The organism is Domibacillus mangrovi, assembly GCF_001906925.1.
In the GTDB taxonomy this organism is placed as follows: domain Bacteria; phylum Bacillota; class Bacilli; order Bacillales; family Domibacillaceae; genus Domibacillus; species Domibacillus mangrovi.
In genome coordinates this window covers 316226-343183 of record NZ_MRWQ01000006.1, presented here as the reverse complement: position 1 = coordinate 343183, position 26958 = coordinate 316226, and the positions used below count along the sequence as shown (strand labels likewise).

The window sequence follows — 26958 nt, the reverse complement described above, 5'->3', positions numbered from 1 at the left end:
ACAAAAACAGTATATCCATTTTAAAACAGTTTATACAAAAAAGCCGGGGAAAGTCCCCGGCTGCAAGTATTGGAAGGAACATACTCAAGGGGAGAGTTGGACATTTAGAGTGATACTGTCAATTATCCTGTAAAAAGAGGGGATTCCAAATAATTCATTCGATAAATACTAACAGTTATAATATCCTCGCTAGCCCTGCACTCTTTCTATAGAGAGGGGCTGGATAACTTACCTAACAGATTATCCTCTGCGGGAGACAGCGAGTTTTCAGCTATAGGAAGAAGAATAGAGAAGCTAGTTCCTTTGCCTATTTCGCTTTTTACTACAACTTCCCCTCGCATCGTTTTAATGATACTATATGCAACCATTGTACCAAGCCCAGTGCCAATATCTTTTGTTGTGAAAAAGGGACTTCCTAAACGTTCGAGTTGTTCCTCATCCATCCCGATCCCTGTATCTGTCACAGTGATCATGGCATTGTCTACAACACGTCGCAACTCAATTAGTAATTTTCCTCCTTGAGGCATTGATTCAATGCCATTTTTTACGACATTTATAAGACACTGGTGAAGCTTTTGATCTTCACCAGCAATATAGATATCTTCTTGAAGATGCACTTCAATTTGTACATTGTTCATAGCTGCATAAGGATCAATGAAATTCTCGATGTATATTAGTTCTTTGTGTAGATCCAATAACTTTATGTTTTCTAATGAAGGTTTTGCAAAGGTGAGGTAATCAGTAATCGTAGATTCTGCCTGATCTAAAGCATCAACTGCAATATCTATGTAACCAATCTTCTTTTCATCTGTGAGATCGGGATCTTTTAATAATTGAAGAAATCCCTTTGTTACAGTCAATGGATTGCGTACTTCGTGAGAAATACTTGCGGCAAGTTCGCTGACTGTTTTTAGTTTTTCAAGCTTGCCTATTTCATTCTCGAGGGTGACATCCCTTCTTGCTTTTTCGTTAAAAATCACAAAAAATGTGCTCCCTATTGATTGAAGGAATAAGGTGAAAATGAAAAACTCGATGTATTCTGTAACAGTTTCTTCTGATAAAAATAGAAACATCATGGCCATTATAGATAATACTCCAAATAGAGAAGCTAACACGGCAAGGTATACTTTTTTTCTTAAGTTAACGGCATTTTTAAAAAAGGGAATAATAAAACATAATAAAATGAGGAACAGAAAATAGATAAATAGGGCTATATGAAAGTTATGCGTATCTAAATAAAATCGATATGTCAGTGTAGTCAACACTAATATAACAGCAACCCTACGCCCCCCATATAAGGCTCCCACAATTAAAGGAACTGAGGAGAAATCAATGGCCCGTTCTTCAAAATATGTCAAAGGAAAGCTCATACAAAAGATAATTGATATCCCAGAGGCAAGAGTAATGATGGTTTTATTTGTTAATCGATTCTTTTTTCTTTCGATGAACTTGAAATATAGAGTGAAACAAATATAAACTAAGAAAATATTTAACAAAAAGGTCTGAGTGTTATCAAATATGGCATTCATTTATTATCTCCATTCTCATTTAATATCACCTTTGTAACATCTTTGTCTGTTCCCAGTGCCTAAAAGAGAAGGCTTCATACAGTCCCTCGTTCTCAGAAATCGGAAAAAGTTCGACTAGAGAAAGGCTACTGCGGAGAGGAAAGTGATCCTTTAGTTTTTATAAGCCCAATGATTTTTATGATGGTTATGTTTCATTCGATATGCAAAACAACTTACTCACAGACAATTTATTATGATTGATCCTCCAGAAAACCATCATTCCTTTTTAATCTTGTTTGAGCAATCATGGTACCCGGTGTACAAGAAGCACCTCCTTTTTCAACAACTTTCACAACAGATGGGGTTATATTGCTGATCTAACTTCTTCCATTTTATCCTGTCGCGCGGTAATGGCTGACCTTATCATACTAATATACATGTATAATGAAAAAAACTTGGTATGTTGGTAGAGTAGATACACGCCGCAGCATGCTCCTAATGTATAATGAATATTTCTTTCTATCTTCCTACAAAAAAAAAGAGAATTCTACACTTTTCCTTCGACAAATAATTACAAATGGAGGAAGTTAAGGAAAAAATAGAATGTTTTTCTTTTATCCTTAATTACCATAGCGTGTAGTATTAGCTAATACTCCAGACGTTCTTCAGCAAACAAGATTTGTGACCGTTGAAATTCTACATAAAAAGAAAACCCTTTTTCAGAGCAGCCTATTAACAAATGATTCAAAGTCAGAGGAAATGATATCATTGTTGTTTGTTAGTCCTTTCGATCTCATTGCTCTTAAGTAATAATAGGCGATTGTGTAATGTAATGTGATTCTTAAGAATGCGTGAAAAATTTTTATAAGACGCAAATATTGAATGAAAAAAGCGGCTGTATTTACTACATACAGTCGCTCAATTAGATTGGTGGTTAAGGAGAGAGAGGGTACATTTAAAAGGATCATAGGCTACATCCTAGCAGCATCCGCCGCCTCCATATCCACTACTTAAGTAAGATGCTCCAACGATGATTAAAAGAATGAACAAAACCACAACTAGCGCAAAGCCAGAACCATATCCACCACAGCTTTCGGAACTCATAAATATCACCTCTTTGCAAATATAGTATGAAAAAATTCAATAAAATCTTGTACATATGCTCATATAAAAAAACAAAAAGTATTATCTGCAGCGAGGACGAGGGCAACAATCCATCGGATAACCAGGATCTACAACGACGTTTCTTGTCATCGGCTGATAAATATGACGGGGAACATTGACAATATGTTGGCGATTGATATTTACGATTGGATGAATAACAGGGACTTCGCGTGTAGTGTAGAAATCATGAAATACACACTTTGGGGGACAGATAATTGGTCTAACAGGACGATACATCAAAATCACCTCCTTGTTTACTCTATTAGATGCACCTCGTCGTAACTTGGAGACGGACAAACATCATAGGTGAGATTTTAAATTTTTTTATCCCGCATTAACGGGCAGTAAGACCCCCGCTTCAAGACGTCGCAAAGACAAGAAGGATAAGCGGGGGATCAACTGCCCGTAAAAGCCCGATTGGTTCGGGCCGGCCGAAGCCGGTCACTCCGGTATTGTCGCAGGACGCGGCGCTCTTTACCTGAGTTCCTTTTTATTCAGTGGGGGATGAAGAAAACCCCCACTGAATGAAGTTTCACTTTATATGAATTAAAAGTGGAAATGTGGAAAGAATGGAAGACACAAACATGATTCTATAACTTATCGTTTGTGTTGTTCTGGCAAAGCGAGATCGCTATTGACGAAATAACAGAATGGCGGCATGATAAAAGAAAATGACGAATATCGTCGAACCGAACTGCGGGAGAAAAAAATCGGAATAGAGAATTTTTAAATAACATGGGGAGTGAAGCGCAATGAAGCTTGAAAAATTATTTAATATGCAAAGGATATTAGATGAAAGAATCGAGATAGAACATCCACCGATGGACGGGGAAGATCGATTTCAAAAGAAAATACTCGCACTGCAGGTAGAATTAGCGGAGACAGCAAATGAATGGCGCGGATTTAAATTTTGGAGTAACAACCAGAAACCAAACGTTATCCAATATGATTATGATGGAACACCGCACTATCCGCTCTTAGAAGAATTCGTAGACGGTTTACATTTTATTTTAGGTATTGGGGCAGATCACCATAACGAACATATAGAAAATTATGATTACCAACCGGTTAAAAGAACTGATGTGGATACAATTGAAGAAAGGTTCTCCTATCTCATGTCGGATGTACATGCAGTAAATAATAGTTATGATTACATCTGCTACTTCAATAATTTCATTGAACTTGGACAAGCACTTGGGTTTACGTGGGAGCAGGTAATAGAAGTGTATATGAGTAAGAACTCGGTTAATCACGCTAGACAGGATTCAAGCACGTACTAATAGATAGAGAAACAAAGATCTAGGCGGTACTTAAATACAAAATATGCCTCGAAAGTACAATGATCATTAGCGAAGTAAATAGTCCAGCGTTCAAGGTGAACTTACAGTTGAAAAGAAACAAGAATTACTAAATATGCTTGAAAGTAAATTAACTGAAGAAGAGATATTCGTCTTAAAAGTTCTAGCTTATAAGGAACTGAATAAATAAGCGCACCAGATGAATAAGGTGAAATAAAATAAATAAGAAAAAGCCCCGGTACTCATGAGAGAACGGGGCGATGAGTTTTATTTCATAGAAAAGTATAGTTCATTTCCTATATCGGCTGCAAATCTAGCAGCGGCTTTTTCATTTACATACTTCAAGTTAGAGTACAAGCTAATGATAAATGAATATTTTTCACGAGAAGTAGTAAGCAGACATAGCATAACGTTTAAAGAGATGAGAAAATCCAGATAATCATTTGCAGTTCCTTTATAAATTACTTGGAAAGGGAGCCCAACAGACCGTTCTCTCGTATAAAATTTTATACAGCCTGCGGGTGTTTCAGAAATGATCGTTCTATACTCTTGCGGATTATGTTTTGGCCCATCTACTATGCAGAGTTCTTTAGCAGACTGAGTTAACTCCTCAAGAGACTTGTTATAAAATAACTTCTTGTATTCTTCTACGTCTAATACATCATCATGGAGATGTCTCCAAAAAATAATTAAATGACTCAACAGACCACCCCTTTAACTATCTTTGTGTATGAAATATGTTCGACGTGCAGTAGCTTATTCCTTTTAATATATTCGAAATAATATGAAAATTAAAAAAATAATAAAGAATTAGATAGATAGTTTTGTATCAATGAAATTTTTAGTGTCATGCCTAAGTATATTAAAAGCCCGTTCTTAAACAGATGCTTTTTAAGAACGGGCTTTTTGATGAAATACTTGTTTAAAAGCGAGGTTTTAATGATCGCAAACGCTTTTACCTGTTTAATTTATAATTCTTTTTGCACCAAGATAACGTTGTGACCAGTATGAATTATCTAGTGATGTAGTCGTTACTCCTTTTGAGGAAGAGCTATGTATAAATTTATTTCCACCAATATAAATACCGGCATGTGAAGCACCTTTTTTATAGGTTTGGAAGAAAACAATATCGCCGACTTGCGGAGATGAAACCTTTGTCCCTTTATTATAAATATCAGCTACGGTTCTTGGAATGCTAGTTTCCGCACCTTCCTTGAATACATATTTTAAAAAACCGCTACAATCGAACCCTTTAGGTGTGTTGCCTCCCCATACATATGGAACACCCGTATATTTCTTTGCCACGCTTACAAGAGTAGAAGGAGTTTTAGAAGAAGCAGCCTTAACTTGTGAACTTGTTTTTTTTGTTAAACTTAATGCTTTGTATGTATTAGCCCCAACAATTCCATCGGCCCGTAAACCGTTTTTCTTTTGAAAATTCATCACGGCTCTCTTCGTACTTGCACCAAAATAGGTACTTCGATGATTTGAATTAAAGAAGCCTTTCTTTTGAAGTACTCCTTGCAATTCCACTACATCTTGATGTTTCATATTTGCTTTTAATGTCTGATCGCCTAAAGCAGCCTCACTATTGATTGGTCCGCTAAGTAAAATGCCTGTGACTGCCAGTGCCGCTATAACCTTTTTCATCTTCGTTATCCTCCTGAAATACATTTAAGGCTTTTTTATCCCGCATTAACGGGCAGTAAGACCTCGCTTCAAGCCGTCGAAAAGAAAAGGAGGATAAGCGGGGGATCAACTGCCCGTAAAAGCCCGATTGGTTCAACTAACATTCAGTAGGGGATGAAGAAAACCCCCACTGAATGAAGTTTCACTTTATGAGTTTAGCATGTAAACATCACAATTATATTTTAGGAAGATAACAATTCAATGACGAAACATTGCAGTTATGCAACAAATAAAAAAAACGTAGAAAAAGCTTTTTTGCAGAAACTTGTTTCATTTGTGAATAGTAATTAGCTATAGTATCGAGGATAAGTGGAACGATTTAATTTAAGCGTTCATCATACTCCGCAATAGCACTCTCCCTTTAATGTTGTCTTTACGATTTTATTATAAGTGAAAAAATGCACAATCATATAATTGTATGAAAAATGGATGAAAAGCATAATTTAACTTACTTCTTTGTCAATTAGACATATAATTTAATATGGTCGACAGGTGAATAGTCTTTGGATTCATGTTGAAGGGGTGAATGGAAATGGGAACACGTAAATTTCAGGGGATCTATCAGCTTCATTATGAAGAAGCAATGGGTAAAATTCAAACAGGCGATCTTTTGTTTTGCAGTGGCAGCTACCTAGTTAGTGAACTCATTAAAAAAGCATCCAACTCGTTCATGAGCCATGTGGCCTTTTTATTTGAATGGTACGACCGGGTACTTGTTTTTGAAAGCGTAGAGAGTATGGGCGTCCGTATTGTTCCTCTTCTGCATTACATGACGAATTATAAAAATACGGGAAAAAAGTATAATGGCGGGCTTTTCATTGCACGTCATGAAAAACTGATTGATTCTTATTTTGACCAAACACTACTGAAAAATATGATTAGAACAGGGATCGATTCACTCAACCGTAACTATGATCAAACGGAAATTATTCGGATTTTGACGAGGATCAAGCTGGGGGTTGGCAAACACAAAGAAGATAATTACGAATACATTTGTTCTGAATTCGTTGACTATTGTTTTCAGCAAATAGGCGTCCGTTTTCCACGCACGATGGAAGGCTTTATTTATCCGGAGCATATCGCGGCTGATTCCAACGTATATCCGATGTTTGAAATTGTTTCATGACAGGGAACCAGGGTCCATTTTAAGGAAGGGCGATCGTAAATATGAAGAAACAGCATTATTCAGTAAAAGGTTTTGAACATAATAAATTAGTTATGTTCAAAAAAGTAAATCAATAATGAACAAATGCCGTCCTAGGTAAGGGTGGCATTTTTCTTTATTTAGGAATGATAAAGTTGCAAAGAATGTGAATACGTTATCGATATTTAGCTCCGGTACTTTTATTCTTTGTCATACGAAATTTTTCGTCGCTAGTGCCATATCGACAAAATCTACTAAACATTAGACAGGGACAGGAATGTCGGTAGGCGTTAGCCTAAAGTTGTTTTTGAAGACCTTTGCGGATTAACTCATAAACAGCGCCAGAAAAACTGGAGAGGTAGTTTTCTTTTTGATACTTTTCAATTTCTGCTACTAGATCAGCAGGGAATTTAATTAATTTTGAAATACGTTCCATATGATCACGCCCCTTTTGGTATATACTTGATATATATTGTGACATATAATTAGTATATACATAAAAGAAGGTGAAATCAATGATGGTTCATAAAGCGTATAAGTTCCGTATCTATCCAAATCAAGAACAAGAAATTCTCATCGCTAAAACCATTGGATGCAGCCGTTTTGTATTCAACCATTTTCTTGAAAAATGGCATGAAGCCTACAAAGAGACAGGGAAGGGGCTGACCTATGCGACATGTTCAGCAAAACTTCCGTCTCTTAAAAAAGAACTCGTGTGGCTGAAAGAAGTGGACAGTATTGCCATTCAGTCATCTTAAAAATGAAGCGATCAGACTTCTAACCGCAGGGACTGCGGGGCTAGCCTACTAAATAACTGACGGGTACGTTGGTGATCTTAGGAATCCCCCACTTCAAACAGTTTGTAAGAGTGTTAAGTGGTCGGTAGTTCAATATTAAAACTAGCATTTGTACACTTTGCTAAAAAAAGTTATTATAAACTATAATGGTATTGAAAGAATTTTAAAAATACCACGCGTGAAAAAATACAACTGATGAGGAGAAAATGATGAGTAATCAAATTAGAGTAGGAATTGCAGGATACGGAAACCTTGGTAGAGGAACTGTAGAAGCAATCAAACAATGCCCGGATATGGAGCTTGTCGCTATTTTTACAAGAAGAGCTCCTGAAAATCTAGTACTTAATGAACCAAATGTAGAGGTTTTACATATTGCTAGAGCAGAGGATTATCAAGACAAAATTGACGTGATGATTTTGTGTGGTGGCTCAGCAACGGATCTTCCTGATCAAGCTCCTTATTTTGCAAGGATGTTTAACACGATTGACAGCTATGATACACATGCTAAGATACCTGAATATTTCAGTATTGTTGATAATGCAGCGAAGGAAAGCGGAAAGACAAGCATTATTTCTGTCGGCTGGGATCCAGGTCTGTTCTCTATTAATCGTTTAATGGCAGAGGCTATTTTGCCGAATGGTGAAAATTACACTTTTTGGGGGAAAGGACTCAGTCAGGGACACTCAGATGCAATTCGCAAGGTCGAGGGTGTGGCAGGCGGTGTTCAATACACTGAACCAATTGCTGAAGCGATAGAAAAGGTAAAAGGTGGAGCAAATCCAGAATTAACAACTGCAGAAAAACATCGTCGTGTTTGTTATGTAGTTGCTGAAGAAGGATATGATAAAGCAAAAATTGAACAGGACATTGTCACAATGCCCAACTACTTTGCTGACTATCACACAGAAGTAAACTTTATTTCAGAAGAAGAATTAAAAGAGAATCACTCGAAATTGCCACATGGTGGATTTGTCATTCGAGGCGGGCAAACAGGACAAAATCATAAACAAATTATTGAATTCTCACTCAATCTCGAAAGCAATCCGGAATTTACAGCAAGTGTACTCGTAGCCTATGCGCGAGCTGCTTATCGATTAAATAAAGAGGGACAAGTTGGTGCAAAAACGGTTTTTGAAATTGCGCCTGTTTATTTGTCACCGAGGTCTGCAGAAGATTTGAGAAGAGATTTATTATAGAATCTGCCCAAAATAGTTATAACAGTTTGTTATAGGTCTTACCAAGCAATTGGTAAGGCCTTTTTCTAGTTTGAAATAAAAATAAGGATGTCCTTAATCAGTTCTCATTGACTTTTGAAACATCTTTTCCTTTGACTGCAGGAAAATAATGAGAGAAGGCGACTTTTTTTAAAAAATTCCGACATGTAGAGGCTTTACAAACGTATGAGCTTAATGAAGGTATGAATAATGGATGGAAGTCTGGGCATAATAGGGACCAAAATGCTGTTAGCCAGTCAGAAATAGATCGGCGTGTTAATAAGCATAAGCAGGTATATAATGGAGGCACAGGTTAAATGAACGATAGAAACGATCAATTGCAAGAGTGGATTCGTCAGTTAGACCAGGCTCATGAATACGGAATGTTCTTTGACCAGCAAACAGTGGCTGAAATGTTGTTCATAATGGAACGCCAGCAGCAAGATTTGAAGAGGATGGATGCGGTCATTAAGGCAATGGACAAGCAAAAAGTGAAAATGGTTCAGCGTCATAGCGCGACAATAGAAAACAGCTTTTCGTTGTTAAAAGAACTGCAGAAGATGCAGTCGAAAATAGCGCGGTATGAAGATGAGTTGGATTTTTGTGCGAACGCAATTAAAGCCATCGCAAACGATGCTTGTTCAGGCAAGTTAATTATAAGAAAGGAGGAGAACAAAATGGCAGGAAAAGAATTGGAGAGAAAACGGTGACAAATAAGGAATGGATTGGTGGGATGTTTTATGCTGAACAAATCATCATAGCTTCACTTAAAAGCTGGATATCACTTTGAATTTGCTTTTTAACAATCCAATCTTTGCATCTGTAATAATCATCAATTAAGCGTTCAAGTTCTTTAAGAAGATAAATAATTAAATCATTCAAAGTAGACTCTCCTCTGTAGGTAATGTATGCATCATTAACATAACGATAAGTGTTAGAACAATTTTATACAAAATATGTTTTAAAAGAATGGGAAAATAACATGAAAAGACAAAAATATAACATGTAATCCTTTTCCCCTCGACGAAACGATAAATTAAAAAAGCCGAGGGAAAACCCCCGGCTACAAGGAGTGGAAGGAGCGTACTGACGGGAAAGTCTCACGCAATAACATTTTAACCAATTCAGATAAATTTATACAAAAGATCGGGACGATTCCCGGTTGGATACATATTTATCCTAAATGAAAGGTATTTAACCTTTGTTATGCATTTGTATCTGATTAATTTGAATGTTTCGTTCACTCAATGCTTAGCTTGAATATGTCCAGTTCGTGCTTGGCTGTTTTTTAGAAAGTGAATTCATCTTCACTTTCATAACTGCGACCGCCTCCTTCACTGTGACGATTTCACTGTGTGTGTGGTGAAGATTAATCGCTATACTTTTCAGTTTAGCGTCTTTTTTTTCTAGGCGGTCGCAAATGACATTGACTAATTCTATGTTTTCCTTTAGTTGAGATTGCATCTTGTCCATTTTTGTTTCTAAATGGTTCAAATGAGAGTCCATACTGTCTAACTTAGATAAAACTTGTTGCAGCAGTTGCTCACTCATAAGAGTTTTCCTCCTCTTCAAATAATAGTGAATCTTCCATTTGTTTTATCCCGCATTAACGGGCAGTAAGACCCCCGCTTCAAGACATCGAAAAGAAGGAGAAGCGGGGGATCAACTGCCCGTAAAAGCCCGATTGGTTCAACTAACATTCAGTGGGGGATGAAGAAAACCCCCACTGAATGAAGTTTCACTTTATTTGTTCCTCAGCTAGTAGAGCGCTTACAAAGAAAAATATCTACATGTCTAGCAAAGCTGATTAATTGAACGGTTTCTTTTTTAACGGCGTTTTCCTTTCAAAAATACAAGTTGATCCCTATGAACCTTTTTTTCGTAAGGATTGTCACCTTATCTGTTTCTATTATAAATAAAAAATGATAATAATTGTATTAATGATAGAAAATGTTAGAAAAAGTGTTTATGATCAATCATTGATAAAAAAACAAAATGGTTTTATATGAAAAAAATAAAAGCATTTTAATAAAAAAATGTAATGTCTGCCTTTCAATTGTGCTTGAATAATGAATTGATCTAGCTCTAAGACCAGGCATCAACTTTACTCACGTCTATTTTTACTATTATATGAAAGAAAAAGCGATAAAAAAGGGAAATTGTCTACTTTTGTCGAAGTATTGAAATATTAAAGAAGGGGATGGTATTTTTGAAAGCTATAGTTAAGCTTAAGAATGGTAAGATGTTTGCGTATAATTCTATTGAGAATTATGATCCGAGCGAAGCAGAAGGACCCTTTATCGATGTTCTAATAGAGGGGATTAAGAATAAATCAGAGGATACTACATTTGAAAACACGACCGGAGAACGGACATTTACATCATCTGATATTTATTCAGTAGAACTTATCCTATAATAATAAAAAAGTGAACAGTACCCACCATTCGGAGTACTGTTCAAAGCATCCTGTAGGGTGCTTTTTTTTGATCAATAAAAAACCTCTCCTACTAGCGTAGGAAAGGCGCCGTGAAAAGTACGACTATAGGCGCTATTTCTAGTGTCAATTAGGTCGTTAATTCCACAGCCATTATCCTTTCTGACCATCCATTCTTGGGCGTAATCCGCAAGAATAGAAAACAGAATAGGTGATTTCAGTATAATACAACATAATGGAATATATGAGAATGAATATTTCTATATTAGGGATATCAATACAGATGTTTCAGATGATTGATGTACCTTGTTAGGATGAAAAAAAGGCTCTTGAGCAGACTAAATAGACGAAAAAGAAGAAATAAATAAGGAGTGTGTTTGTACATCATGGCGAAATTCAGAATGGTTCACACAGCGTTTTGGGATGATTCAAAGGTGAATGAAAAAATGACGCCGGAGGACAGATACTTTTTTCTTTATCTTTTAACTAATGGGAACACAACTGAGGTTGGTATTTACCAGATCACTAAAGAGCAAATGGCTTGTGAGACGGGCTATTCCATCGAAAGCATTCATTCACTATTACAGCGGTTTACGGAACATTATAAATTGATCAAATACAGTGAAGAAACATGTGAAATGGCAATTCGGAACTGGGGACGATATCACTTCAACGAAGGTGGAAAACTGATAATGGATTGTATACAGAGTGAGTTGAAATTAGTGAAAGAGTTATCGCTTATTCAGTTCGTTGCAGAGAGAATTAAGAAGCCAGAAATAAAAAAAATGTACACTTTGTACTATGACTCGTTATATGATGCGCCCATGGTACAAGGACAAGGACAAGGACAAGAACAAAATCGTGCTAGTCGTTTATATTTTCAATATAAAAATGTTTCTTCTTTTTACCAAAATAATTTCGGTGTAGAGTCACCTTTCATAACAGATAAGTTGACCCATGCTGTAAACGAATTTGGTGAAATCATCGTCATGGAAGCGATGAAAAAGACGCTATCGGGCAACAAACGTAATTGGAATTACGTAAATGGCATTTTAAAGAAATGGCGGGATCATAAAGTGAAGACATTGGACGACATAAAGGCACTAGATATAGAAATCGAAAACAGCCGCAGCCAATCCAGTGGCCACCGACGATCGATTAGGATAGAAAATCCTCCTGCATGGTTTGGGAAACATGAAACGGCTGAACAGTCAAATGAAATTGATGCAGATTTTGAACGGGAAAAACAGGAGCTGCTTGCTTTATTAAAGAAGAGAGAACAGAAGATAAACAAATATGGCTAACGAGATGTGGAGACATAAACAATCTAAAATGCGCTTTGATGCTTCTTAAAATAAAAAAAGCCGAGGAAACCTCGGTTAAAAATGGGGGATAATCGAACCACAAAAGTATGTCCAATATAAAAAGATAAACAAAAAAACGAGATTTTTGAGCATGGTCTCAACTGGATATAATGGCAAAACAAAATCCTAATTGTTTTTAGGACTTTGCTTTTTTAAGTTCACAGCAATGTAGATCAAAGATAATGCAAGAATGAGGGGTTTTTCCCATCCGCCGTTATTTTTCTTATACATACTTTTTGAAGCGCGAAAACTTTGCTGATTCATTTGAATTTGCTGTTTCTGCCTTCTCCCTTGAATTTGAGCAGAGTGTTTTTGACTGATTAACGCTAAATCTGCTGCGAATTCGGTTTCAAATGCTTTTTTCGCATCTTCAATGATATCTTTTTCACTCTGTTCGCTCATAAATATTTCCTCCTTGAAAAAGTTAAGTGATGAACAGCATTAGAGTACCTCATTAAGAGAATTAAATACCCAAAAATAATACGATTTACCGATTTAGAGCGATTGAACAATTCTTAGCTTGAAATGATAATGCTGATTAAAGAGCATGATAAAAGTGGACTGGATGTATTGATCTTTTCAATTCCTCAAAAATTGCTAAAAAAGGCGATTAAAATAAGGGTTACTAACATAGGATTTAATAATGGGATTTGGAAGAGAAAATAATAAGGGGTGAAAGCCTTGTATGTAGGAGAGTGGGTAAACGTTGCAAGCGGTGATTATAAAGATGTTGGTTACGTGAGTAATATTGGATGTTATAGCGGCCAAATTGAGATCATAAAAGTGGCCAGGATTAGAGATGGCATTATTGAATGGTCAAAGCCAAAACAGAAATCATACGATGCAGGCCTGCTCAAACCGATCGGCACGTTATTGGATCAGTTGCAGGATAAATCAGCGTTAATCAATATGTCGCTCGATACGAAGGATAAGGAATGGTTTGAGGAACTTACCAAGAGGGATTTGCCTGAAGAGTGAGTGTCTAATTAGCTTCAAAATAGTTTAAAAAACAGGAAGAAATGAGAGAAGGGGACAGGTGCCTAAGCCCGTCCCTAAAAAAGCATTGGGTTTAAATTATTAATCCACGACGTCCCCTGCTGTAACCACCGTAAGCCCCGTATGGATTGTCGTCACCATAGATGCCGTAGGAACTGTAATCATAGCTGCCAAAGTGATCATAACCGCTTTCGCAACACCCTCCACCATGGCCGGATCGGCGTCCTGCGTAAAACGCTCCGCCAATGATGAGAAGGATAAATAAAACAATTAGCACTTTAGAGCCATAGCCGTATTTGCTGCCGGCTGGTCCTCCAAATGAATAACCCATAAACATTTCCACCTCCCTTTGCTACATATTATATGGAAACTGTTACTAGGTGATTGGACGGAAAATAAATTAAATTGGGTTGAAAGCTGTTAAGCGTTTGTCAGAAAGAAGATGGCTTAAAAAGTATCAGGGCAAAAATAAAATCCATCCGTGGGAGGGATGGATTTTAAAAAGAAAATTAACGATTAAGTTCTTGTTGAGCCAGACGAATTAAACGCTTTGTGATTTCACCACCGGTTGAACCATTTGCGCGAGCAGATGTATCAGCTCCTAGGCTGACACCGAATTCGTTGGCGATTTCGTATTTGAATTGCTCCAAAACACGTTCTGCACCAGGGACTAAAAGTTGATTTTGATTTCCACGATTATTAGAGGGCATCTTTTTCACCACCTTTTTTGTATGAAATTAATATGGGTCGTAGGAGATATAATCATTCAAAAAAAACGATAGTAAATTCTAGCGGTTTTGGTGAGAAGATGTTTATCGGATAACGTGTCCATTTTATTCAGCACTAGATATAGGAATATTTAAAAATGAATAACAATAAATACAATCCTATTGGCACATAATAGGGAAAAGTTCGGAGGAGAGGAGAGAATGGAAAAGAAATTTTCTGAAATACAGCAGATTAATGACCTTAAAGAGTTTCTTTACGCGCTTGAAGCTGACCAGATGCCTTTATTGGAAGGGTCAACTTCTCTTTTTCACTACAGCAATGGACAAGGGTTAAAAAGTATTATTGAAAATGGTGAAATATGGTTGTCTAAAAGTGGGTTTCTGAATGATAAGTTAGAAATAAAATATACACTTGAATTGGTGTTATCCATTATTAAAGAGTTTTTAGCTGATGAACCGTCTAAAGAAGAGATCTTATTTAATGAATGGTTTAAACAGATGATTGAACAGAATTTGTTTTCTTTTGAAATCTTTACATTGTCGTTTAGCAAGCACGGCGACTCTAATCTTCTTTGGTCCAACTATTCAAATAATGAAGGATATAATATCGAGTTTAGTTATCCAGAAATAGCTAAAATACTCATTAAAAACTTAGAAAGTACCTATCCAACTAGAAAATTTACCTTTTATCCGTATTTTGTTGTATATGATAAAGAACAGCAAATACAGTTGTTGAAAAGAGAAATCATTAATTTGTATAAACTGTTTCTCTACGATTATCATCGTGGGGCAGAACGATTTCATTTTCAAAAAGGGAAAAGAATTTTAGCGAATATTATGTGCTATTCCACTTTCTTCAAAGACGGTAGTTTTCATCAAGAAGAAGAGTTCAGAATCGCTGTTTTCAATCCGAAAAAAAACGAAAAACCAGTTTATCATTGCAGATTAAGCAATGGAGTGTTTATTCCTTATATGGGCATTCGAATATCAAATGACTCAAATAATATACCGATAAAAGGAATAACGATTGGTCCGAAAAATAGTCTGGACATTGCAGAAGAAGGATTAAAGCACTTTTTAGACCTTAATGGGCTATCGGACGTCTCCATAAGTAAATCGAAAATACCATATAGATATTAGCGACAGAAAATAGAGAAAAGGACTTGCGGCCGCAAGTCCTTTTCTCATACTATTGCATTGGCAACAGCGTTTAGATTCACGATACCAACTTAAACATAGCAGTAGATTAATAACCGCCGTACCCGCCAGCGTAAGATGCACCGATGATGATTAAAAGAATAAACAAAACAACGAGTAGCGCAAAACCAGAGCCATTATATGAGTTGCCCATAAGTTTTTCACCTCCTTTAATACATGATATGAACCAACTTTCATAACGTATGGACGAAGGTATAGAGGAAAAAAATAAAGATTATCGACAAATTTCTTCATAAAAGGCTGTTATTCAGCATAGATAGAAAGATCTGCATATAATAACTCACTGTTTATGACGGAGGTTGTAGGGATTAGTCGGTATTTGGAAATATCTTTCATAGCTTAAATAAGTTAAAATAAAAGACATGATCATCAGAAGAGAGTGGGTTATGTAATTATTATGGAAACCCTTTCGTTAAAGTGCATAGCTGAAAAGCCAGTTAGCTATAAAACAGCAAAACTCAACGGAGGTATACGAGTGAGTGTAAACGTCGAAGAAAAGCTGATTCAACCGTATGATATGTTAAAAGACGAAGATTTGATAGAACGGGTTCATAATGGAGACAGCGAATCATCGGATTTTTTAATTAATAAGTACCGGAACTTTGTACGAGCAAAAGCGAACAGATACTTTTTGATTGGAGGGGATAAAGACGATATTGTTCAAGAAGGAATGATAGGCCTTTATAAAGCGATACGCGATTTCAAAGAAGATAAACTGATTTCATTTGTCGCTTTTGCTGAACTTTGTATTACGAGACAAATAATAACGGCAATCAAAACTGCTACCCGCCAAAAACATGGACCGCTCAATTCATATATTTCTTTGGACAAGCCTATTTATGATGAAGGATCGGACCAAACGATGATGGACGTTATTGCTGGATCGAAAACGATGGATCCGGCAATCGTCATTGTTCATAGAGAAGAAGCAAAAGATATTGAAATGAAAATAGCAGAATTACTTAGTGAATTTGAAAGGAAAGTATGGGATTTATACGTGGAAGGTCAATCCTATCGAGAAATATCCGTTGAACTGGACGCACATGTAAAATCGATTGATAATGCCATTCAGCGGGTAAAAAGAAAATTGGATCAATATTTAAGCAGGAGAGAAGTCACTTCGTAAGGCATAAGAAAGAAATGATAAAACGTCTTGCTCACATGGGCAAGGCGTTTTATTTTAATATAAAGTATACAATATTTGATTTGATGATTGGACAAAAGCTTCAAAAAAATAAAATACTTCATTTTTGTAGCAAAATCGTAAATTATTCGGAATGATAAAACAAAAATCAAAATGTGCAAAATTCAAAAATAAATAAAATCGTTATCGAGAAAATCATATTGTCATTTCCTATATTGTTTAACGATCCAGTGGCACAAGAGCGCTTACGAGCATCTACTATTAATAGCAATGTTCCAATGCCAAAGATAAAAAAGTGAAATTACGGCAGTTGAGGAGGTTCCATCTGAAGTGTAGGAGGAAATACAATGCTAAAAATAGGGGATTGGGTGCTTGTCGCCCACGGATCGGAGCGGATCATCGGCTATATAAGGGATTTTTCCCGGTTGCGTAATGAAGTGTACATTATACAAGTCTCCACCTATTTCAATAAACGAATCAGTCGAATGAAACCCGTTCTTAGCGTAATAGACGTTCAATACATCGTGCCGCTTGGTTTAACATTAGCTAAAGAAGATTGGGATTCAATGATCGATATGGCCGTTTCAACAGATGATCAAAAATGGTTCCTTGAATTATCAAGAAGGATGACGGGTAATCCATAAGCAAAGGAAAAGACTATAATCTTTCTCACCTCATGTAAAAAATGGTATAGTTATGTATATCAAAAAGAGAAAAGAGGAAGTCAAATGATCGATCATATTGTACTCGTTAAATTTGAAGAAACGACAACAGAAGCACAGTTAAGAGAAGTGGTAACTCGGTTTAAAGCTTTACGGAATCATCTTGAAGGACTTATTGATATTCAAGCAGGCCTGAATTTTTCTGATAAAAATCAAGGTTATCAAGTGGTCTTGACAACTCGATTCGAAAATCAAGCAGCTCTAGAAGCATATATGCCACATCCGGAACATCAGGCAGTTGCTGCTTATATTCGCGAAGTCGGCAGAGTGGATAGTATCGTCGTTGATATCGAAATTTAATAGTAGTGCATCCCTTGAGCTAAAGGTCCAAGGGATTTTTTCTGTGAATTGATTTTGCTATGAATTATAATGGAAAAATTTTTGTCGAATTATCTCTTTAATTAACGTGATTTAATAAAGATTTTGTCGATGAAAAAGTGTTAAGAAAATGATGTATATGTTTTATAATTGAAATATATACATAAGATTATTTTGAAATGCAACATCATTGAAATAAGGAGGAAACAAAATTATATAAGCTTTGTTTCAAGAATCATAATTATTTAGTCATTGAAGTACGAGAACCTATCCATAATTATAAAGAGAGGAAGATCTGTATGCTGATACATCAGATGAAAGAAGTTTGGACTCCATTAAAATTGATAGGAATTAAACTTTTTAAATTCCCGATATCGGGGGACTATTACATTAAAATTCGGAAAAATCCTAGAAAGAAAATAGAATTCTTAGCGAACAATTAAAGTATGTATCTAGTTATATTTTTTGATGAAGGAGTTTTTTAATTGAATAAGCAGCAGACAAAAAACACCTCTTGCAGGTGTTTTTTATTTGGGTGACTGCCCGGACTAGTTTTTAAAAGAACTATGTGATCATTTTTGTTGAGGAAATCGAGCAGGCAATCCTCTTGTATACTGAATTTATAGGTTTTTAGGAGAGACAATTGGAGTAAAGAGAATAGAGAACATGAAGCATCGCTGATGGGGAAAGTTTCAAGTGTTATTGAGCGCTATCCTGATACGCGATAGGTTTTTATAAAACGTATCACTTCGATCACTATGGAACATGGGCTTATTACAGAAGAACTGATTATGATCAATAGATGTATGAATTATATGTCCGATATTAGTATTACTAAGACGGTTCGTGTATTTGAACGCTTTATAGCGAATATCATTAAAGAGCGGACACGAGAAATAAATGAATTATCAGCTCTTGTTATACCGAGTCAGGATGGGAAGGCTGTTCTTCCACAGATTAGTTCAATTGATTCTGACAGGATAGAGTATTTTTTAAACAATGTAGTGCTAAAGATTTATGAAGAATATCTGATCATGGGTTTTGCAACGATTAAAACATATGCTACTGTTAAGCAAGTGACAGAGAGCATCGTTTGACCTTCAATAATAAATAACATGGACTTGCCCGCTACTTTATTAGCATTCGGGCAAGTCTTTTTGATTGAAAAAAAATAAAGTGAGGTAATGAAAGAAGAGAACTTTTTGTAAAAAAAGTCGAAATATGCCGAAGGAACTGTATAATTAGTTCGTTAGGTGTATTTTTGCCTAAACTACATCAAGAGAAGAGAGAAAGAGGACGGGAGCATGAGTTTAAAAACAAAGCTTGTTAGCTGGTTAGTTATGATTGCAGTTTTATCGATAACACCGGTTATGATCATTAGTCTGCACAGTATTGAAAAACAAGCGCAGCAGGCAGTGGAAAGTAAAATGTCAGGAACAGTGACCAGCGTTGCGAACGAGTTAAACGGTTGGCTAGAAAAAAACACAAAAGTTGTGGAAACCATCAGCTATGTGATTGAAGATGCGGTGGCAGAGAAAGATGTGAATGTTGATTATTTATTATCTTTAAAAAGAGAGCATAATGCAGAAAATATTTCCGATATTTATGCCGGTTTTGAAGACGGCCGCTTTCTAGATGGAGCTGGCTGGGTGCCGGAAGCAGACTTCGATGCGCGTGAAAGACCGTGGTACACAGATGTAAAAGAATCGGGAGAATTAAACTTTTCTGACCCGTATTTAAATCTTGTTACGAATGAATATGCGGTATCAGTCGGAATGCCACTTCGAAATCAAAAAGGTGAATTCATCGGAGTCGTTGCGGAAGACCTTTTATTAGCGACGCTTACCGATACGGTCAAATCAATTAATATGGATGACATTGGTTATGCGTTTCTCATTGATAGTAACGGAATGGCTGTCGCACATCCGGATGAACAACTTTTAAATACAAATTTAAACGCGAATGCGGAATGGGGGAAAGCAACGAAAAAAATGCTGGCAGACGGAACAGGTCAAAGCACTTTTACCATTAATAATGAAGAAAGCATCATTGCGTACAAAAAAATACGGTCTACTGGCTGGGTGCTTGGAACAGTCGTACCGGAAAAAGCAATATATGCTGATTTCTATGATCTTCGTAATCGTTTTGGCTTGATTTTTATTTTGACATTGGTGGCGATCGTGGCTGTGGCGTACTTTATCGCTAAGCAAATGACGAAGCCGTTGGTACAATTAATTCACATATCTCAAAAAATGTCAAATGGTGACTTAACTGATCACGTCAACGTAAAAGGAAAAGATGAACTTGCTCGATTAGGGTCTTCTGTTAACATAATGGCGGGAAGCTTACGGAATCTTATTCAAAAAGTATCTAATGCTGCAGATACGGTCAATACGACGACAAAAGAAGTCTCACAATACGCGGATAATACGGGTTTCATTGCAGAACAAATATCTGCAGGGATTGAAGAACTGGCAAAAGGAGCAGCTGATCAAGCAGACTCCATTTATTCTGGTGCGGAAATGACAGAGGGAATGATGCAGTCCTCTACTCACATTTCCCGGAATGTAGAAGAAACGGTCCTGCAAATTGAAGAGGCTAACAATGCTATGCAGCGTGGAATGTCAACGGTCGCCAATCAAGTTATACTCGCCGGTGAAAGCAAGCAGAAAACCGCAAACGTAGGGAATACAATTGAACTTCTTGCGGATAAATCAGTCCAAATCGGTGAGATTGTCAACATCATTCATGGTATTGCGGATCAGACGAATTTACTTGCACTTAATGCTGCTATTGAGGCAGCGCGTGCAGGTGATCACGGAAAAGGTTTTGCTGTTGTCGCTGGGGAAGTGCGAAAGTTAGCTGAACAGTCAGCTGCATCAACGCAAAGCATCGGTACATTACTTAATGAGATACAGGAAATAAGCAAACAAAGTGTTCAAGAAGTCGCCATGACCATTGAAGCGGCCGATAAACAGGAGGAAGCCGTTACTGAAACAAAACGCTCCTTTGAAGAAATTAAACGGTCAATCGAAAGTATAATCATTAAAATGGATGCCGTCTCAACAGCTGCTTCGGAACTTGGCATAAGTGCAGGCGATGTATCAAGAACGATTTCAGACATAGCTGCTGTATCAGAAGAAAGCGCCGCAGCAACTGAAGAAGTCGCTTCATCTACGGAAGAACAGACGACATCTATCTTGAAAATTTCCGAACTGACAGAGGAACTAACGGAACAAGCAGAACAACTTATTATTGAAGTGAATAAGTTTAAAATATAATGAAGAAAGCACGGATCTCAGACCGACCAGTGCTTTTATATAAAAATCACATTTATTTTTAAAAAATGTAAAGGTAAATGAATATAGATTGAATGACAAAAACTGATTAGGTGCTCAAAGCCTAGTCAGTTTTTCTAAATGAGGAGAAAAGTAAATTGCGTTGTCACTCTCTTAACTCTTCGGTAAACTAGATAAGGTATGCAAAGAAAGAGGAGTCGTTTAAGGTGGAAAATATGATTGAAGTAAAAGAGTTACGTAAAGAATTTAAGTCGCATTCGAGCCGTTCTGGGTTGAAAGGGGCTTTTCGCGATTTGTTTACGCGCAATTATAAGGTTGTCCCGGCGGTGAATGATATTTCATTTACTGTGAAAAGCGGCGAGATGGTCGGCTATATCGGCGAAAATGGAGCAGGCAAGTCAACGAGTATTAAAATGCTGACGGGGATTTTAACACCGACTTCTGGCATGGTGAAAGTCAATGGGATGGATCCGCATAAAGAGCGGGAGCAATTTGTTCGGTCGATCGGAGTTGTATTTGGGCAGCGGTCACAGTTATGGTGGGACATTGCTGTTCAAGAATCGTTCCGTTTGTTAAAGAAAGTGTACAATGTGCCGGATGATGTGTACAACGTTCATATGAATCATGTCATTGAATCATTAGACATTGCACCGCTTTTAGATAAACCAGTTCGAAAACTTTCACTCGGTCAGCGGATGCGGTGCGAGCTGGCGGCAGCACTTCTTCACAATCCGCCACTGTTATTTTTAGATGAACCGACAATCGGGCTGGATGTGCTTGTGAAATTGAAAATTCGTGCGTTTTTAAAAGAAATGAACGAAAAATACAATACGACCATTTTGCTGACGACACATGATTTAACCGATATTGAGGCGCTTTGCGAACGGGTTATCATGCTGGATAAAGGGAAAATCATTTACGATGGGAAGCTTGTCAACCTGCGTTCTAATTGGGGAGAAGGAAAGCAAATTGAATTTCAGTTTGCGGATCTTACTATGACAAAAGAGCGATTGATGCCACTATTGGCAGAGTTTGAAGCTGTATGGACGCCAGGAGATCGGAACAATGTATGGGTCGCCAACGTAAGAAATGATGAACAGATCATTTCAAATGTAATTGGCCGCGTCCTCGCTGCGTATAAAATAATAGATTTAAAAGTACATGAAATGTCGATTGAGGATATTATTCGAAATATTTATGAAGAAGGCATCACGAATGGGTAAGTATATTGAGATGATCCGGATCCGTTTTCTTATGATGCTTGCCTACCGAACGAATTATTACAGCGGCATCTTGATTTACAGCATTAATATCGGAGCCTATTACTTTCTTTGGACAGCAATATACGGAAACAAAGGAGCGATTGAAGGAATGACCGTTCTTCAAATGACCTCATATATTGCGATAGCATGGATGGCCCGAGCCTTTTATTTCAATAATATTGACCGGGAAATCGCACAAGAAATTAAAGAAGGTAAAGTGGCGGTTGAATTGATTCGTCCTTACAATTATTTACTTATGAAAACAATGCAAGGGTTTGGAGAAGGTATTTTTCGATTATCGTTTTTCTCGATTCCTGGAATGATCATTGTTGCGCTTATATTTCCGATCACATTTTCAGCTGATCTGACTGTGTGGCTTTTATTTGCGCTTGCACTCGTGTTCAGCTTTTTGATCAATATGCAAATTAACTTGTTAACAGGTATTTTGACATTTTTCTTTTTTAATAATGCAGGTTTGATTCGAGCAAAACGTGTTATGATTGATCTCTTTTCAGGATTATTGCTGCCGATTAGTTTTTTCCCCGAATGGGCGCAGCGGGTAATGGGCTTTCTGCCTTTTCAAGGAATCAGCTATGTTCCCAGCATGATTTTCACGGAAAGTTTGACCGGATCAGCAGTCATGAATGCACTATTGTTTCAATTTATCTGGGTGTTGGTTTTGATTGTGCCCATTCAAGTACTATGGCTTATTGCGAGAAAGCAATTAGTCGTTCAGGGGGGATAAGAGATGAAATACACAGCGATCTTTTTTCAATATGCCGCCCAGTATTTGAAGACGAGGTTTACATATCGCGTTGATACCGTCATTGAAATTATCTCGGATTTGTTATCTCAAACGGTTAATTTTATTTTTATTTTACTCGTTTTTAATCATACCTCTTTTATTAGCGGCTGGTCGCGGGACGAAATTATTTTTATTTATGGTTTTTTTCTCGTGCCATTTGCAATCTTTGGTGCATTTTTTAACATTTGGGATTTCAATGAACGGTATATCGTAAAAGGAGAGATGGATCGCATTTTAACGCGGCCCATTCATAGTCTTTTTCAAATTGTACTTGAGCGGATGGAACTTGAATCACTCTTTGGTGTGATCACCGGCATAGGTGTCATGTTCTATGCAGGAAGCAGGTTAGGGTTAAGTTTTTCATGGTATGACCCGTTTATCTTTGTCGCGATGGTACTAGGCGGCACGCTTGTATATTCTGGGATTTTTGTCCTCATTGCGAGCATTAGTTTTTGGTCCGACAGCCCGACAAGCATTATGCCGATGATATACAATATCGGCAACTACGGTCGTTATCCGGTTGATATTTATAATCATGTGATCCGTTTTGTCCTTACATGGATTTTGCCATTTGCATTTGTCGGCGTCTATCCAGCGGCCTACTTTTTAGGGCGAGAAGATTGGTATGTGTACGCCTTTATGACACCTATAGTCGGAAGCTCTTTCTTTATGCTTTCTGTTATTATGTGGAACATCGGTGTAACAAAGTATAGAGGAGCAGGGAATTAATGGAACCGTAATATTCGAATTGTTTTTCAATGCTTAATTGAGTACAAAGTAATAGCCGATTCTATTAAACGGAATTGGCTATTACTTTATGAACAAATTAGATTCATCTTTTACATCGTGTATTTCAATTTGTTTCAATTCGAGTTTTAATCTTTCTGTTTCAATTACATAGTTTTCGTGTTTTAGTTTTTCCAGTTCCAATTGATCTTTGACAATATCGCGTTGGATTTTCGATTGTTTTTGGAAATGATCTGTGACTATTGCTACAATAGGTATCGTAAAAACCATAATGACTGCGACTAAACCTGTCATGCGTCTCACCTCTTTTTTGAAATATTCTGATTATAAAAAAGTATATAGTAATTTTAGAAATAAATAAAGCCAACAGAATGAGTAAATCTGAAGAGGTGTATTATAGTAATGTTGGATATTGATAAAAGGAATAGCCTGCCGAACAATGATCCGGAAGGCTGCACCCAGGTTATTTTTTGATCGATTGTTGTTTTTTAATCATCCGTAATCCGGCGAAAACATTGGCCAGTGCAACAACAATAAATAAAATAAACAGTGTTTGTCCATAAACGCTTACAGCTGCAAGCAGCCAGACAGCGGCCAGTATAAAATAAACAATGCTCATTTTTGGGATGGGTGTCTTCATTAATAAATCGTTCCTTTCATACTATGACGAATTATGTTGACAATGAGTAAAAAATTTTATATATTTATGTATGCGATGAGCTCATTTGCGTAAGACGGACAGACATTCCTTTTAGGAGCATGTTGTGGAGCATGGTCTGGACGCCGCAAATTTCGAGAAAACACTCTGTCTTCTGACAGGGTGTTTTTTATTTGATTGAAAAATCCCCTTGGGACCGAGGGGATTTTTTGTGTTGTCATATGCCTGGCTAATCCATCATAACGTGGAGTATACGGACAGGCAGTCATTTTAAATAACTTCTCGATACACGCCGGTGACGATTCCTAAAATAGTGACTGTTGGAAGCAAAATGGGCTCCATCGATGCGTTTTCAGGCTGAAGACGGATGTGATCCGCTTCTTTAAAGAAACGTTTAACCGTTGCTTCATCCTCCTCTGTCATAGCAACAACAATATCACCGTTTTTCGCTGTTTGCTGCTGTTTAACAACAACGTAGTCACCATTTAAAATGCCAGCTTCTTTCATGCTTTCACCGACGATCTCAAGCATAAATACGTTCTCATCTGGTGGAGCGAGTCGTTCAGGAAGCGGAAAATACTCTTCAATGTTTTCAATAGCTGTAATCGGTATGCCGGCCGTCACTTTTCCAATAACTGGTACGTTGACGGGGTGTTGTTTTGGTACAGAACTATCTGTGTCTAAAATTTCAATTGCACGCGGTTTTGTTGGATCACGGCGAATATAGTTTTTACTTTCAAGTCTTGCTAGATGTCCATGAACAGTTGAGCTTGAAGCGAGTCCAACTGCTTCACCAATTTCACGAACGGAAGGTGGATACCCTTTTCTTCGTACTTCATCCTTAATGAAATCAAGGATGTCTTGCTGACGTTTTGATAGTTTTGTCATTTCTTACACCTCTCTTATTATGTGTTTGCCTACAGTATAACATGTGTTCTGAAAAATAACAAACGTAAGTTCGGAATTCCTCTTGACTGAAACGAGCGTTCGTTTTATTATGAAAATATATAACGAACGAGTATTCGAAGAAAGGGTGTTCTTAATGGAAAAAGCCAAAAATTATGCATTTATGTTAACATTAGCCGTGATGATTATATTAGCAGCCATTTATTTTACTTTTAATGGAGTAGAGGCCCCGTCTTATTCAGAAATAAAAGTGGAAAAAGGAGATTCGCTCTGGAGTTTGGCAGAAGAGTACAAAACATTTCATGACATGGATGAGATAGAATTCATTAAGTGGGTACAGGATGAAAATGGTTTGATCACAACGAAAATATTGCCAGGTGAACAGCTTGTCATTCCGGTACTATCTGTAAAAAATGACGGTGGGCTGCAACTGGCGGATGGAGACTGATAATAGATGAAAAAAGCGGTTATATATTGCCGAGTGAGTACAGAAAAGGAAGAGCAGGTAACATCGCTTGAGAGACAGGAGGAAGAACTAAAAGCACTAGCAAAAGCAAAAGGATTTCAAACGGCAGCTGTTATTAAAGACCAGGCGAGTGGATATGACCTTGACCGGCCAGGCATGCTTGAACTGCTCGATTTAGTAAAAAGTGCTGATATTAAAGCTGTGTTAATTCAAGATGAAACGAGAATTGGACGCGGCAATGCTAAAATTGCGCTGATCCATTGTTTATTTAAAGAAGGTGCAGTTGTTTACAGCATTGCAGATGACGGTGAACTGCACATGTCTGATTCAGATTCAATGATTTTACAGATTGTTAGTATGGTAGAAGAATACCAACGAAAAATTCATAATTTGAAGATTAAACGGGGGATGAAGCGGGCAGTAGCTAAAGGATATCGACCTGAAAAGAATTTAAAAAATCGTGGCAATGATCAAGGGCGCAGTCGGAAAGAAATCCCGGTGAAAGAGATTGTTAGACTTCGTGAAAATGGCTTAACTTACGAGGAAATCGCCGCAACATTGCGCGGATTCGGGTACAATATTTCGCGCGCGACGGTTCACCGGCGTTACATAGAATATAAAGAAAGTGAATCCATCAACTAGGAAGCTTTTTTCTTGTCATGTTTCGTTCCGTTGTGTACGATAACGGGATAAATAGAAAGGAGCATGATCCCATTGTTATCATCTGAAAAGATTGCACGCATAAATGAACTAGCGAAAAAAGCGAAAGAAACGTCTTTGACGGATGCCGAATTAAAAGAGCAATCCGCGCTACGTAAAGAATATTTAACAACATTCCGCTCATCAATGCGTCAGACAGTCGAATCTGTCCGCATTTTTGATCCGACCGGCGAAGAAGTGACGCCAAAAAAAGTGCGGGACATTCAAAAAAGAAAAGAATTAAATTAAGGAATGTGAAAAAAAGAGAAAATCCGATGATTTTCTCTTTTTTTTCACATTATTCTGCTTTATTGTTGTGTAATCTTCAAAAGACATTTAATATAGAGAAATAAATGACCTTTTGAAAGGATGGATCTC

Annotated in this window: 33 protein-coding genes and 1 pseudogene; 20 read left to right on the top strand and 14 right to left on the bottom strand. The window is 37.1% G+C overall.

The window, feature by feature from the left end:
* Nucleotides 1-206: 206 nt before the first annotated feature.
* Entirely contained in the window at nt 207-1529 is a 1323-nt protein-coding gene (locus BLL40_RS08965) for an ATP-binding protein (protein ID WP_073711568.1), read from the bottom strand.
* A 957-nt stretch (nt 1530-2486) separates the two neighbouring features.
* Nucleotides 2487-2612, bottom strand: a complete 126-nt coding sequence (locus BLL40_RS08960; RefSeq protein ID WP_073711567.1) for a YjcZ family sporulation protein — start codon at nt 2610-2612, stop codon at nt 2487-2489.
* An 812-nt stretch (nt 2613-3424) separates the two neighbouring features.
* Between BLL40_RS08960 and BLL40_RS08950 the strand changes: the two genes are divergently transcribed.
* The gene (locus BLL40_RS08950) at nt 3425-3952 is read left to right on the top strand and encodes a dUTP diphosphatase (protein ID WP_073711565.1); all 528 of its coding nucleotides are present in this window, start codon (nt 3425-3427) and stop codon (nt 3950-3952) included.
* 285 nt (nt 3953-4237) lie between these two features.
* Here BLL40_RS08950 and BLL40_RS08945 read toward each other — a convergent pair whose 3' ends face one another.
* The gene (locus BLL40_RS08945) at nt 4238-4672 is read right to left on the bottom strand and encodes a hypothetical protein (RefSeq protein ID WP_073711564.1); all 435 of its coding nucleotides are present in this window, start codon (nt 4670-4672) and stop codon (nt 4238-4240) included.
* A 261-nt stretch (nt 4673-4933) separates the two neighbouring features.
* Complete coding sequence (locus tag BLL40_RS08940) at nt 4934-5620, bottom strand: C40 family peptidase (protein WP_073711563.1); 687 nt, start codon at nt 5618-5620, stop codon at nt 4934-4936.
* 571 nt (nt 5621-6191) lie between these two features.
* Here BLL40_RS08940 and BLL40_RS08930 point away from each other — a divergent pair.
* The gene (locus BLL40_RS08930) at nt 6192-6785 is read left to right on the top strand and encodes a YiiX/YebB-like N1pC/P60 family cysteine hydrolase (protein ID WP_073711562.1); all 594 of its coding nucleotides are present in this window, start codon (nt 6192-6194) and stop codon (nt 6783-6785) included.
* Between the two features lie 313 nt (nt 6786-7098).
* Here BLL40_RS08930 and BLL40_RS17550 read toward each other — a convergent pair whose 3' ends face one another.
* Nucleotides 7099-7239: a hypothetical protein gene (locus BLL40_RS17550; RefSeq protein ID WP_173799912.1), complete on the bottom strand. Its 141-nt coding sequence runs from the start codon at nt 7237-7239 to the stop codon at nt 7099-7101.
* 82 nt (nt 7240-7321) lie between these two features.
* Here BLL40_RS17550 and BLL40_RS08925 point away from each other — a divergent pair.
* From BLL40_RS08925 to BLL40_RS08915, 3 genes and pseudogenes are all read left to right on the top strand, one after another.
* A pseudogene (locus tag BLL40_RS08925) lies at nt 7322-7558 on the top strand (helix-turn-helix domain-containing protein); the annotation flags it as partial.
* 251 nt (nt 7559-7809) lie between these two features.
* Nucleotides 7810-8796, top strand: coding sequence for a diaminopimelate dehydrogenase (locus tag BLL40_RS08920; RefSeq protein WP_073711561.1), 987 nt, complete (start codon nt 7810-7812; stop codon nt 8794-8796).
* Nucleotides 8797-9131: 335 nt separating this feature from the next.
* Complete coding sequence (locus BLL40_RS08915) at nt 9132-9524, top strand: hypothetical protein (RefSeq protein ID WP_073711560.1); 393 nt, start codon at nt 9132-9134, stop codon at nt 9522-9524.
* A gap of 28 nt (nt 9525-9552) precedes the next feature.
* On the opposite strand, the gene BLL40_RS17545 is transcribed toward BLL40_RS08915, so the two are convergent.
* Both BLL40_RS17545 and BLL40_RS08910 read right to left on the bottom strand, forming a co-directional pair.
* Nucleotides 9553-9696 carry a hypothetical protein gene (locus BLL40_RS17545; RefSeq protein ID WP_173799911.1) on the bottom strand — a complete coding sequence of 48 codons (144 nt, stop codon included), beginning with the start codon at nt 9694-9696 and terminating at the stop codon, nt 9553-9555.
* 369 nt (nt 9697-10065) lie between these two features.
* The gene (locus BLL40_RS08910; protein ID WP_073711559.1) at nt 10066-10365 is read right to left on the bottom strand and encodes a hypothetical protein; all 300 of its coding nucleotides are present in this window, start codon (nt 10363-10365) and stop codon (nt 10066-10068) included.
* A gap of 658 nt (nt 10366-11023) precedes the next feature.
* On the opposite strand from BLL40_RS08910, the gene BLL40_RS08905 reads away from it, so the two are divergent.
* Together BLL40_RS08905 and BLL40_RS08900 are read left to right on the top strand one after the other, a co-directional pair.
* Nucleotides 11024-11230: a hypothetical protein gene (locus BLL40_RS08905; protein WP_073711558.1), complete on the top strand. Its 207-nt coding sequence runs from the start codon at nt 11024-11026 to the stop codon at nt 11228-11230.
* A gap of 404 nt (nt 11231-11634) precedes the next feature.
* Nucleotides 11635-12552: a DnaD domain-containing protein gene (locus tag BLL40_RS08900; protein ID WP_073711557.1), complete on the top strand. Its 918-nt coding sequence runs from the start codon at nt 11635-11637 to the stop codon at nt 12550-12552.
* Between the two features lie 186 nt (nt 12553-12738).
* Here the strand turns inward: BLL40_RS08900 and BLL40_RS08895 are convergent, their stop codons facing one another.
* Nucleotides 12739-13014 (bottom strand): hypothetical protein, encoded by a 276-nt coding sequence (locus tag BLL40_RS08895; RefSeq protein ID WP_073711556.1) that lies wholly within the window; start codon nt 13012-13014, stop codon nt 12739-12741.
* Nucleotides 13015-13293: 279 nt separating this feature from the next.
* Here BLL40_RS08895 and BLL40_RS08890 point away from each other — a divergent pair, with 279 nt between their 5' ends.
* Complete coding sequence (locus BLL40_RS08890) at nt 13294-13590, top strand: IDEAL domain-containing protein (RefSeq protein ID WP_073711555.1); 297 nt, start codon at nt 13294-13296, stop codon at nt 13588-13590.
* Nucleotides 13591-13681: 91 nt separating this feature from the next.
* On the opposite strand, the gene BLL40_RS08885 is transcribed toward BLL40_RS08890, so the two are convergent.
* Nucleotides 13682-13945 (bottom strand): hypothetical protein, encoded by a 264-nt coding sequence (locus BLL40_RS08885; RefSeq protein WP_159434213.1) that lies wholly within the window; start codon nt 13943-13945, stop codon nt 13682-13684.
* Between the two features lie 172 nt (nt 13946-14117).
* Nucleotides 14118-14318, bottom strand: coding sequence for an alpha/beta-type small acid-soluble spore protein (locus BLL40_RS08880; protein WP_073711553.1), 201 nt, complete (start codon nt 14316-14318; stop codon nt 14118-14120).
* A 219-nt stretch (nt 14319-14537) separates the two neighbouring features.
* On the opposite strand from BLL40_RS08880, the gene BLL40_RS08875 reads away from it, so the two are divergent.
* The gene (locus BLL40_RS08875; protein WP_073711552.1) at nt 14538-15476 is read left to right on the top strand and encodes a DUF2971 domain-containing protein; all 939 of its coding nucleotides are present in this window, start codon (nt 14538-14540) and stop codon (nt 15474-15476) included.
* Between the two features lie 106 nt (nt 15477-15582).
* On the opposite strand, the gene BLL40_RS08870 is transcribed toward BLL40_RS08875, so the two are convergent.
* On the bottom strand, nt 15583-15687 hold the full coding sequence (locus BLL40_RS08870) for a YjcZ family sporulation protein (protein ID WP_073711551.1): 105 nt from the start codon (nt 15685-15687) through the stop codon (nt 15583-15585).
* A gap of 342 nt (nt 15688-16029) precedes the next feature.
* Between BLL40_RS08870 and sigH the strand changes: the two genes are divergently transcribed.
* From sigH to BLL40_RS08830, 8 genes are all read left to right on the top strand, one after another.
* Entirely contained in the window at nt 16030-16680 is a 651-nt protein-coding gene (gene sigH / locus BLL40_RS08865) for an RNA polymerase sporulation sigma factor SigH (protein ID WP_073711550.1), read from the top strand.
* Between the two features lie 365 nt (nt 16681-17045).
* Nucleotides 17046-17342, top strand: a complete 297-nt coding sequence (locus tag BLL40_RS08860) for a hypothetical protein (RefSeq protein WP_073711549.1) — start codon at nt 17046-17048, stop codon at nt 17340-17342.
* A gap of 84 nt (nt 17343-17426) precedes the next feature.
* Nucleotides 17427-17720, top strand: coding sequence for a Dabb family protein (locus BLL40_RS08855; protein WP_073711548.1), 294 nt, complete (start codon nt 17427-17429; stop codon nt 17718-17720).
* An 809-nt stretch (nt 17721-18529) separates the two neighbouring features.
* The gene (locus BLL40_RS08850; protein ID WP_073711547.1) at nt 18530-18835 is read left to right on the top strand and encodes a hypothetical protein; all 306 of its coding nucleotides are present in this window, start codon (nt 18530-18532) and stop codon (nt 18833-18835) included.
* 207 nt (nt 18836-19042) lie between these two features.
* On the top strand, nt 19043-21019 hold the full coding sequence (locus BLL40_RS08845; protein ID WP_073711546.1) for a methyl-accepting chemotaxis protein: 1977 nt from the start codon (nt 19043-19045) through the stop codon (nt 21017-21019).
* A gap of 224 nt (nt 21020-21243) precedes the next feature.
* Nucleotides 21244-22260 (top strand): ABC transporter ATP-binding protein, encoded by a 1017-nt coding sequence (locus BLL40_RS08840; protein WP_073711545.1) that lies wholly within the window; start codon nt 21244-21246, stop codon nt 22258-22260.
* Nucleotides 22253-23044, top strand: a complete 792-nt coding sequence (locus tag BLL40_RS08835) for an ABC transporter permease (protein ID WP_073711544.1) — start codon at nt 22253-22255, stop codon at nt 23042-23044. Before BLL40_RS08840 ends, BLL40_RS08835 begins: the two co-directional genes overlap by 8 nt.
* Nucleotides 23045-23047: 3 nt before the next feature.
* Complete coding sequence (locus BLL40_RS08830; protein ID WP_073711543.1) at nt 23048-23833, top strand: ABC transporter permease; 786 nt, start codon at nt 23048-23050, stop codon at nt 23831-23833.
* A gap of 81 nt (nt 23834-23914) precedes the next feature.
* On the opposite strand, the gene BLL40_RS08825 is transcribed toward BLL40_RS08830, so the two are convergent.
* The 3 genes from BLL40_RS08825 to lexA all read right to left on the bottom strand — a co-directional run bounded on the left by BLL40_RS08825 (nt 23915) and on the right by lexA (nt 25397).
* Nucleotides 23915-24145 (bottom strand): hypothetical protein, encoded by a 231-nt coding sequence (locus tag BLL40_RS08825; protein ID WP_073711542.1) that lies wholly within the window; start codon nt 24143-24145, stop codon nt 23915-23917.
* 169 nt (nt 24146-24314) lie between these two features.
* Nucleotides 24315-24491 (bottom strand): hypothetical protein, encoded by a 177-nt coding sequence (locus BLL40_RS17400; protein WP_159434212.1) that lies wholly within the window; start codon nt 24489-24491, stop codon nt 24315-24317.
* Between the two features lie 288 nt (nt 24492-24779).
* Nucleotides 24780-25397, bottom strand: coding sequence for a transcriptional repressor LexA (gene lexA, locus BLL40_RS08820; RefSeq protein WP_073711541.1), 618 nt, complete (start codon nt 25395-25397; stop codon nt 24780-24782).
* 154 nt (nt 25398-25551) lie between these two features.
* On the opposite strand from lexA, the gene yneA reads away from it, so the two are divergent.
* The 3 genes from yneA to BLL40_RS08805 all read left to right on the top strand — a co-directional run bounded on the left by yneA (nt 25552) and on the right by BLL40_RS08805 (nt 26829).
* Complete coding sequence (gene yneA / locus BLL40_RS08815) at nt 25552-25863, top strand: cell division suppressor protein YneA (RefSeq protein WP_073711540.1); 312 nt, start codon at nt 25552-25554, stop codon at nt 25861-25863.
* A gap of 6 nt (nt 25864-25869) precedes the next feature.
* Nucleotides 25870-26523 (top strand): YneB family resolvase-like protein, encoded by a 654-nt coding sequence (locus tag BLL40_RS08810; RefSeq protein WP_073711539.1) that lies wholly within the window; start codon nt 25870-25872, stop codon nt 26521-26523.
* Between the two features lie 72 nt (nt 26524-26595).
* Entirely contained in the window at nt 26596-26829 is a 234-nt protein-coding gene (locus BLL40_RS08805; protein ID WP_073711538.1) for a DUF896 domain-containing protein, read from the top strand.
* Nucleotides 26830-26958 lie beyond the last annotated feature (129 nt).

Coding starts and splice junctions, on each gene's coding strand:
- BLL40_RS08915 (WP_073711560.1), top strand. CDS start 9,132: ATGAACGATAGAAACGATCAATTGCAAGAGTGGATTCGTCAGTTAGAC.
- lexA (WP_073711541.1), bottom strand. CDS start 25,397: ATGACAAAACTATCAAAACGTCAGCAAGACATCCTTGATTTCATTAAG.
- BLL40_RS17400 (WP_159434212.1), bottom strand. CDS start 24,491: ATGAAGACACCCATCCCAAAAATGAGCATTGTTTATTTTATACTGGCC.
- BLL40_RS08885 (WP_159434213.1), bottom strand. CDS start 13,945: ATGTTTATGGGTTATTCATTTGGAGGACCAGCCGGCAGCAAATACGGC.
- BLL40_RS08895 (WP_073711556.1), bottom strand. CDS start 13,014: ATGAGCGAACAGAGTGAAAAAGATATCATTGAAGATGCGAAAAAAGCA.
- BLL40_RS08870 (WP_073711551.1), bottom strand. CDS start 15,687: ATGGGCAACTCATATAATGGCTCTGGTTTTGCGCTACTCGTTGTTTTG.
- BLL40_RS08855 (WP_073711548.1), top strand. CDS start 17,427: ATGATCGATCATATTGTACTCGTTAAATTTGAAGAAACGACAACAGAA.
- BLL40_RS08900 (WP_073711557.1), top strand. CDS start 11,635: ATGGCGAAATTCAGAATGGTTCACACAGCGTTTTGGGATGATTCAAAG.
- BLL40_RS08860 (WP_073711549.1), top strand. CDS start 17,046: ATGCTAAAAATAGGGGATTGGGTGCTTGTCGCCCACGGATCGGAGCGG.
- BLL40_RS17550 (WP_173799912.1), bottom strand. CDS start 7,239: ATGGAACGTATTTCAAAATTAATTAAATTCCCTGCTGATCTAGTAGCA.
- BLL40_RS08875 (WP_073711552.1), top strand. CDS start 14,538: ATGGAAAAGAAATTTTCTGAAATACAGCAGATTAATGACCTTAAAGAG.
- BLL40_RS08810 (WP_073711539.1), top strand. CDS start 25,870: ATGAAAAAAGCGGTTATATATTGCCGAGTGAGTACAGAAAAGGAAGAG.
- BLL40_RS08830 (WP_073711543.1), top strand. CDS start 23,048: ATGAAATACACAGCGATCTTTTTTCAATATGCCGCCCAGTATTTGAAG.
- BLL40_RS08880 (WP_073711553.1), bottom strand. CDS start 14,318: ATGCCCTCTAATAATCGTGGAAATCAAAATCAACTTTTAGTCCCTGGT.
- BLL40_RS08835 (WP_073711544.1), top strand. CDS start 22,253: ATGGGTAAGTATATTGAGATGATCCGGATCCGTTTTCTTATGATGCTT.
- yneA (WP_073711540.1), top strand. CDS start 25,552: ATGGAAAAAGCCAAAAATTATGCATTTATGTTAACATTAGCCGTGATG.
- BLL40_RS08910 (WP_073711559.1), bottom strand. CDS start 10,365: ATGAGTGAGCAACTGCTGCAACAAGTTTTATCTAAGTTAGACAGTATG.
- BLL40_RS08960 (WP_073711567.1), bottom strand. CDS start 2,612: ATGAGTTCCGAAAGCTGTGGTGGATATGGTTCTGGCTTTGCGCTAGTT.
- BLL40_RS08950 (WP_073711565.1), top strand. CDS start 3,425: ATGAAGCTTGAAAAATTATTTAATATGCAAAGGATATTAGATGAAAGA.
- BLL40_RS08940 (WP_073711563.1), bottom strand. CDS start 5,620: ATGAAAAAGGTTATAGCGGCACTGGCAGTCACAGGCATTTTACTTAGC.
- BLL40_RS08850 (WP_073711547.1), top strand. CDS start 18,530: ATGATCAATAGATGTATGAATTATATGTCCGATATTAGTATTACTAAG.
- BLL40_RS08845 (WP_073711546.1), top strand. CDS start 19,043: ATGAGTTTAAAAACAAAGCTTGTTAGCTGGTTAGTTATGATTGCAGTT.
- BLL40_RS08965 (WP_073711568.1), bottom strand. CDS start 1,529: ATGAATGCCATATTTGATAACACTCAGACCTTTTTGTTAAATATTTTC.
- BLL40_RS08825 (WP_073711542.1), bottom strand. CDS start 24,145: ATGACAGGTTTAGTCGCAGTCATTATGGTTTTTACGATACCTATTGTA.
- BLL40_RS08920 (WP_073711561.1), top strand. CDS start 7,810: ATGAGTAATCAAATTAGAGTAGGAATTGCAGGATACGGAAACCTTGGT.
- BLL40_RS08930 (WP_073711562.1), top strand. CDS start 6,192: ATGGGAACACGTAAATTTCAGGGGATCTATCAGCTTCATTATGAAGAA.